The following is a 6,003-nucleotide window of genomic DNA, read 5'->3' on the forward strand; positions in this document are numbered from 1 at the left end:
GTACGAAGAATGCGGATACTCTTGAAAGCCGTCTGTTGGCTCAAACACCCCGCCGTCCGGTCAGCCGACCCGGGTAATCGGGGCAGGTCGGCCATCCACCGGGCGGCTCGCGGTTGTCCGCGACGGCCCGCCGGGCATCCGAGTGGCGGCCGGCGACCGCGTGGGCGAAAGTTGTCGTACTCCGTGGATACAGTTGGCTGCTGGCGTCGCCCTGGCGACATATCGGGACAAATCGAGAGGGCTGGACGGTGTCCGACCGACTGATCATTCGCGGCGCGCGCGAGCACAACCTGCGCGACGTGGACCTGGACCTGCCGCGCGACGCCATGATCGTGTTCACCGGCCTGTCCGGCTCCGGCAAATCGAGCCTGGCCTTCGACACCATCTTCGCCGAGGGCCAGCGTCGCTACGTTGAGTCACTTTCCTCGTACGCTCGGCAGTTTCTCGGCCAGATGGACAAGCCCGACGTGGACTTCATCGAGGGGCTGAGCCCGGCCGTCTCGATCGACCAGAAGTCCACCTCGCGCAACCCGCGCTCCACGGTCGGCACGATCACCGAGGTCTACGACTACCTCCGGCTGCTGTTCGCCCGCGTCGGCGAGCCGCACTGCCCGGTCTGCGGCGAGCGGATCTCCCGGCAGAGCCCGCAGCAGATCGTGGACCGGGTGCTGGCGATGCCCGAGGGCACCCGGTTCATGGTGCTGGCGCCGGTGGTCCGCGGCCGCAAGGGCGAGTACGTCGACCTGTTCGCCGAGTTGCAGTCGAAGGGGTACGCCCGGGCCCGGATCGACGGCGTCGTCCACCCGCTCACCGAGCCGCCGAAGCTGAAGAAGCAGGAGAAGCACACCATCGAGGTGGTGGTCGACCGGCTCAGCGTGAAGGGCAGCGCCAAGCAGCGGCTGACCGACTCGGTGGAGTCCGCGCTCGCCCTGGCCGGCGGCATCGTGCTGCTCGACTTCGTCGACCTGGCGGAGAACGACCCGCACCGCGAGCGGCGCTTCTCCGAGCACCTGGCCTGCCCGAACGACCACCCCCTGGCGATCGAGGACCTGGAGCCGCGGGTCTTCTCGTTCAACGCCCCGTACGGCGCCTGCCCGGAGTGCGTCGGCCTCGGCACCAAGAAGGAGGTCGACCCGGAACTGATCATCCCGGACCCGGAGCGCGCCCTCCGCGACGGTGCCATCCAGCCATGGTCCGGCGGGCAGACGATGGAGTACTTCCTGCGCCTGCTGGAGGCGCTGGGCGACGCCGAGCACTTCGACCTGGACACGCCGTGGCGGGCGCTGCCGTCCCGGGTCCAGAAGACCATCCTGTACGGGGCCGAGGACCAGGTCCACGTCCGGTACCGGAACAAGTACGGGCGGGAGCGCTCGTACTACACCGGCTTCGAGGGCGTGATCCAGTGGATCGAGCGCCGGCACTCCGACACCGAGTCGGACTGGTCCCGCGAGAAGTACGAGGGGTACATGCGCGACGTGCCCTGCGGCGCCTGCGGCGGCGCGCGGCTCAAGCCCGAGGTGCTCGCGGTGACCATCGACGGCAAGAGCATCGCCGAGGTGTGCGGGCTGTCGGTGGGCGAGTGCGCCGAGCGGCTCGGCGCGATGGTGCTGACCGACCGGCAGAAGCTGATCGCCGAGCGGGTACTCAAGGAGATCAACGCCCGGCTCCGCTTCCTCGTCGACGTCGGCCTGGACTACCTCTCGCTGGACCGCCCGGCCGCCACCCTCTCCGGCGGCGAGGCGCAGCGCATCCGGCTGGCCACCCAGATCGGCTCCGGCCTGGTCGGCGTGCTCTACGTGCTCGACGAGCCCTCCATCGGTCTGCACCAGCGGGACAACCACCGGCTGATCGAAACCCTGGTCCGGCTGAAGAAGCTGGGCAACACGCTGATCGTCGTCGAGCACGACGAGGACACCATCCGCACCGCGGACTGGATCGTCGACATCGGACCGGGCGCCGGCGAGCACGGCGGCAAGATCGTGCACAGCGGCGCGCTGAAGGACCTGCTGCGCAACAAGGAGTCGCTGACCGGCGCGTACCTGTCCGGCCGGCGGGAGATCCCGACCCCGGCGCAGCGCCGCCCCCAGCAGATCGGCCGCGAACTGGTCGTGCACGGCGCCCGCGAACACAACCTGAAGAACCTCACCGTCAGCTTCCCGCTCGGCCAGTTCATCGCCGTGACCGGCGTCAGCGGCTCCGGCAAGTCCACCCTGGTCAACGACATCCTGCACGCGGTGCTGGCGAACCAAATCAACGGCGCCCGGATGGTGCCCGGCCGGCACACCCGGATCACCGGCCTGGAACACGTGGACAAGGTCGTCGGCGTGGACCAGTCGCCGATCGGCCGCACGCCCCGGTCCAACCCCGCCACATACACCGGCGTGTTCGACCACATCCGCAAGCTGTTCGCCGAGACCACCGAGGCGAAGGTGCGCGGCTACGGCCCCGGCCGCTTCTCCTTCAACGTCAAGGGCGGCCGCTGCGAGAACTGCGCCGGCGACGGCACCATCAAGATCGAGATGAACTTCCTCCCGGACGTATACGTGCCCTGCGAGGTGTGCAAGGGCGCCCGGTACAACCGCGAAACCCTGGAGGTCCACTACAAGGGCCGCACCATCTCCGAGGTACTGGGCATGCCGATCGAGGAGGCGTCGGAGTTCTTCAGCGCCATCCCGGCCATCCACCGGCACCTCAAAACCCTGGTCGACGTGGGCCTCGGCTACGTGCGCCTCGGCCAGCCGGCACCGACCCTCTCCGGTGGCGAGGCGCAGCGCGTCAAGCTCGCCTCCGAACTGCAGAAGCGCTCCACCGGCCGGACCGTCTACGTGCTCGACGAGCCCACCACCGGCCTGCACTTCGAGGACATCCGCAAGCTGCTGCTGGTCCTCGAAGGGCTGGTCGACAAGGGCAACACCGTCATCGTCATCGAACACAACCTGGACGTCATCAAGTCCGCGGACTGGCTGATCGACATGGGCCCGGAGGGCGGCCACCGCGGCGGCACCGTCGTCGGCGTCGGCGCGCCGGAGGAACTGGCCGAGATCGCGGAAAGCCACACGGGCGCCTTCCTCCGCCCGGCCCTGGGCGTCTCGGCCAGCGCCACCGGCACGGCGGCGGCGACCCGGGCCGCCAAGGCGAACGGCACCGCGCGTGCCGTCAAGAAGGCGGCGCGTGCGTCTACGGCGAATGCTTCTGCGGCGGCTTCTCGGGGGCGGCGGGCGACCGCGGCTAAGGCTTAGGGCGGGTTCCACGCCGGGCGGGTTTGCGGCCCCTAGCGCTGCCAGGATGCGGCCCAGCGTGCCCGTCGCGGGGCGGTCAGGCTTGATCCCCGCGCCGGTCACGCCGGGCCGCAAACCTTCGGTGGTTGAGGCGGGAGAGCGACTCGCGGTTGGGGCTTTGCGGCTGGCGGGCTTGGTGTCGGCGGGGGGATCAAGCGTCTGTGACGGGCACGGTAGGGCGCGAACCCCTAATGGGGCGCGCCCTACCGTGATGAGGAGCCGTGACCGCTCAGCGGGGCTGGGCGAGCATGGGTCGGGTGCTGCGGTGCAGTTGCACCACGTACTCCACGAGCGTGATCAGCGTGTGTTTGGTGGAGTCGCGATGGCGGGCGTCCAGAAGCATGAGGGGAGTCTGCGGCCCTACGGTCAGGGCATCGCGGATCTCGTCCTCGGCGTAGCGGGGCGCGTCGTCGAAGCAGTTCACGCCGATCAGGTACGGCAGTTGCCGGTTCTCGAAGAAGTCGATCGCCGAGAAGCAGTCGGTGAGCCGGCGGGTGTCCGCCAGCACGACCGCGCCGATCGCGCCCTTCGCCAGTTCGTCCCACATGAACCAGAAGCGCGCCTGCCCGGGGGTGCCGAACAGGTACAGGATCAGGTCCGAGGCCATGGTGATCCGGCCGAAGTCCATGGCGACCGTGGTGGTGCTCTTGCCGGGCACGCCGGAGGTGTCGTCCACGCTCTGGCTGGCCGCGGTCATCACCGCCTCGGTCGTCAGCGGGGTGATTTCGGAGACGGAGCCGACGAAGGTCGTCTTACCGACACCGAAGCCACCGGCGATGAGGATCTTGGCGGACCGGATCCGGCCGCTGGGCGACGGGCGGGCGGCCCCTCGGCCCCGGTCAGAGTTGTCGAAGTCCACTCAGCACCCTCTCCAGCAGGTCCATGCGATCGTCGTAGTCGTCGTCCGCCATCGGTTCGTGCACCGCCATGAGTCCCTCGGCGGCCATGTCAGCAACCAGCACCCGGGTCACACCCAGGGGCATCCGCATGTGCGCGGCAATTTCCGCCAGCGACAGCGCCCGCCCGTCGCAGAGCGACGCGATCAGGTGCTTGTCCCGCCCGGCGTACATGGACTCCTGTTGGCCGCGCGGGGTGGTGAGCAGGATGGCCTCGATGGCGATGTGCCGGGTCGGTTCGGTGCGTCCGCGTGTGACGGCATACGGGCGGACCAACGCTCCCCGGGTGTCCTTGCGCCGGTCGGTCATCGCGACCGCCCCGGTAAGGGGGCCGGAACGGCGGGAACGTGCGCGTGGTCGCCGCCCCGGCCGCATGCCAACCGGGCGGTCCCGCCATCTGCGCTCCTCACGTTCACCCGTCCTACCCCTTTGGTCTCCCGCCAGCGCGCCCGCCCGCCGGGCGCGACGAAAACCTTGCTAGTGCGTCACGGCGCTGCGCGGCAGCGGCGCGATGGCCGCGCCGACCCGCTCGACGAGCAGCGCCATCTCGTATCCGACCTGGCCGACGTCGCAACTGCGGGCGGCCAGCGCCGCGAGCGCCGATCCGTCCGAAATGGACATCAGGAACAGGAAGCCGCCGTCCATCTCGACCACGGTCTGCAGGACCGCGCCGCCCTCGAAGCAGCGGGACGCGCCGTGGGTCAGGCTGACCAGGCCGGCGGTGATCGCGGAGAGTTGGTCCGCGCGGTCGCGCGGCAGGTCGCGGGAGGCGCCGAGCAGCAGGCCGTCCGCGCTCACCGCGACCGCGTGGGCGATCCCGGCGACGTGGTCGGCGAAGTTGGTCAGCAGCCAGCTCATGTCCTGCTGGGCCGTTGCGGTGTTCATCGGGTGGAGGTCTCCTCGGTCGGCGCCGTGGGGGTCGGCATCACTGCTCCTTGCTGCTCGCGCGGCCGCGCTGCACACCGCGGTGGTACGCGGAGAGCAGGCCGCGTACCTCGTCGGCCGAGCGCCGGGTGGGCCCCGGGGTGCTGGGCGTGCTCACACCGCCCGGGACGAGTTGGGCCTGGGGGACCCGCTTCGGCAGACCGGACCGGGTCGCGCCGCGGGTCTGCGGGGTGGCCGCGGCGGTGGCCGCGCGCCAGCCGTCGTCGGCGGCGGTGCGCCAGGGGCTGTCTCCGGCGCCGCCGGTCCCGGCCGGGGTGGTGGCCGGTGGCGGCACGGCCGGCGGCTGGTACGCCAGCGGCGTGGTCGCCGGCGGTGCGGTCGCCGGCGGTGCGGCGGGGGCCGCGGCCGGTGGGGCCGTGACGGGCGGTGCGGCGGGCCCGGCCGGGTCGGGGCGCTGCGACGGGACGCGCTTCGGCAGGCCACCGGGGCCGCCCGGGACGGCGGTGCTGCCGCCGTTGGGCACCGGCGCGGTCGGGGCCGCCATACCGGGAGAGGCCAGGCGCGGCATCGCGACGGTCGGGGCCATGGTGGGTGCCGCCGGCGGGAGGCCGGCCGTGCCCGCGTCCGGCCCCATGTGGCCGCTGGGACCCTCGGCGCGCAGGCCGCGGCTGCGGAACCAGACCGCTTCCATCTCGCGGTAGATGGGCAGTTCGGTGGTGTCCTCGGCGGGTGGCACCTGCGGGGCGGCCGCGACGTGCGGCGGCCGCACGACGAAGTCCTGGCGGGGTGCGGTGGGCGCCGGCGTGGTGTTCCAGGCGGGGTCCGACAGGTGGCTCGGCGGTCCACCGGCGACCGGTAGGTCCGTGCCGAGCGCCGGTGCCTGGGTGGCCGGTGCCGGTGCCGCACTGGTCGGCGCGGCCGGCGGCGGAGGCGGGGGCGGGGGC

4 protein-coding genes and 1 pseudogene are annotated in these 6,003 nt (G+C 71.6%); 1 reads left to right on the forward strand and 4 read right to left on the reverse strand.

Annotated elements, in window-relative coordinates:
• The first annotated feature begins 248 nt into the window (after nt 1-248).
• Nucleotides 249-3,239, forward strand: coding sequence for an excinuclease ABC subunit UvrA (gene uvrA / locus KJS59_RS24670; RefSeq protein ID WP_213455353.1), 2,991 nt, complete (start codon nt 249-251; stop codon nt 3,237-3,239).
• Between the two features lie 268 nt (nt 3,240-3,507).
• Here uvrA and KJS59_RS24675 read toward each other — a convergent pair whose 3' ends face one another.
• The 4 genes and pseudogenes from KJS59_RS24675 to KJS59_RS24690 form a co-directional block, all read right to left on the reverse strand.
• Nucleotides 3,508-4,137: a GTP-binding protein gene (locus KJS59_RS24675; protein ID WP_249714834.1), complete on the reverse strand. Its 630-nt coding sequence runs from the start codon at nt 4,135-4,137 to the stop codon at nt 3,508-3,510.
• Nucleotides 4,118-4,483 carry a DUF742 domain-containing protein gene (locus KJS59_RS24680; protein WP_213455354.1) on the reverse strand — a complete coding sequence of 122 codons (366 nt, stop codon included), beginning with the start codon at nt 4,481-4,483 and terminating at the stop codon, nt 4,118-4,120. The genes KJS59_RS24675 and KJS59_RS24680 overlap by 20 nt, the downstream gene beginning before the upstream one ends.
• A 168-nt stretch (nt 4,484-4,651) precedes the next feature.
• Nucleotides 4,652-5,059 carry a roadblock/LC7 domain-containing protein gene (locus KJS59_RS24685; protein ID WP_213455355.1) on the reverse strand — a complete coding sequence of 136 codons (408 nt, stop codon included), beginning with the start codon at nt 5,057-5,059 and terminating at the stop codon, nt 4,652-4,654.
• Nucleotides 5,060-5,099: 40 nt separating this feature from the next.
• Nucleotides 5,100-6,003: pseudogene (locus KJS59_RS24690) on the reverse strand (ATPase); the annotation flags it as partial.

The sequence above is a fragment of the Rhizomonospora bruguierae genome (assembly GCF_018397995.1).
Lineage (GTDB): Bacteria > Actinomycetota > Actinomycetes > Mycobacteriales > Micromonosporaceae > Rhizomonospora > Rhizomonospora bruguierae.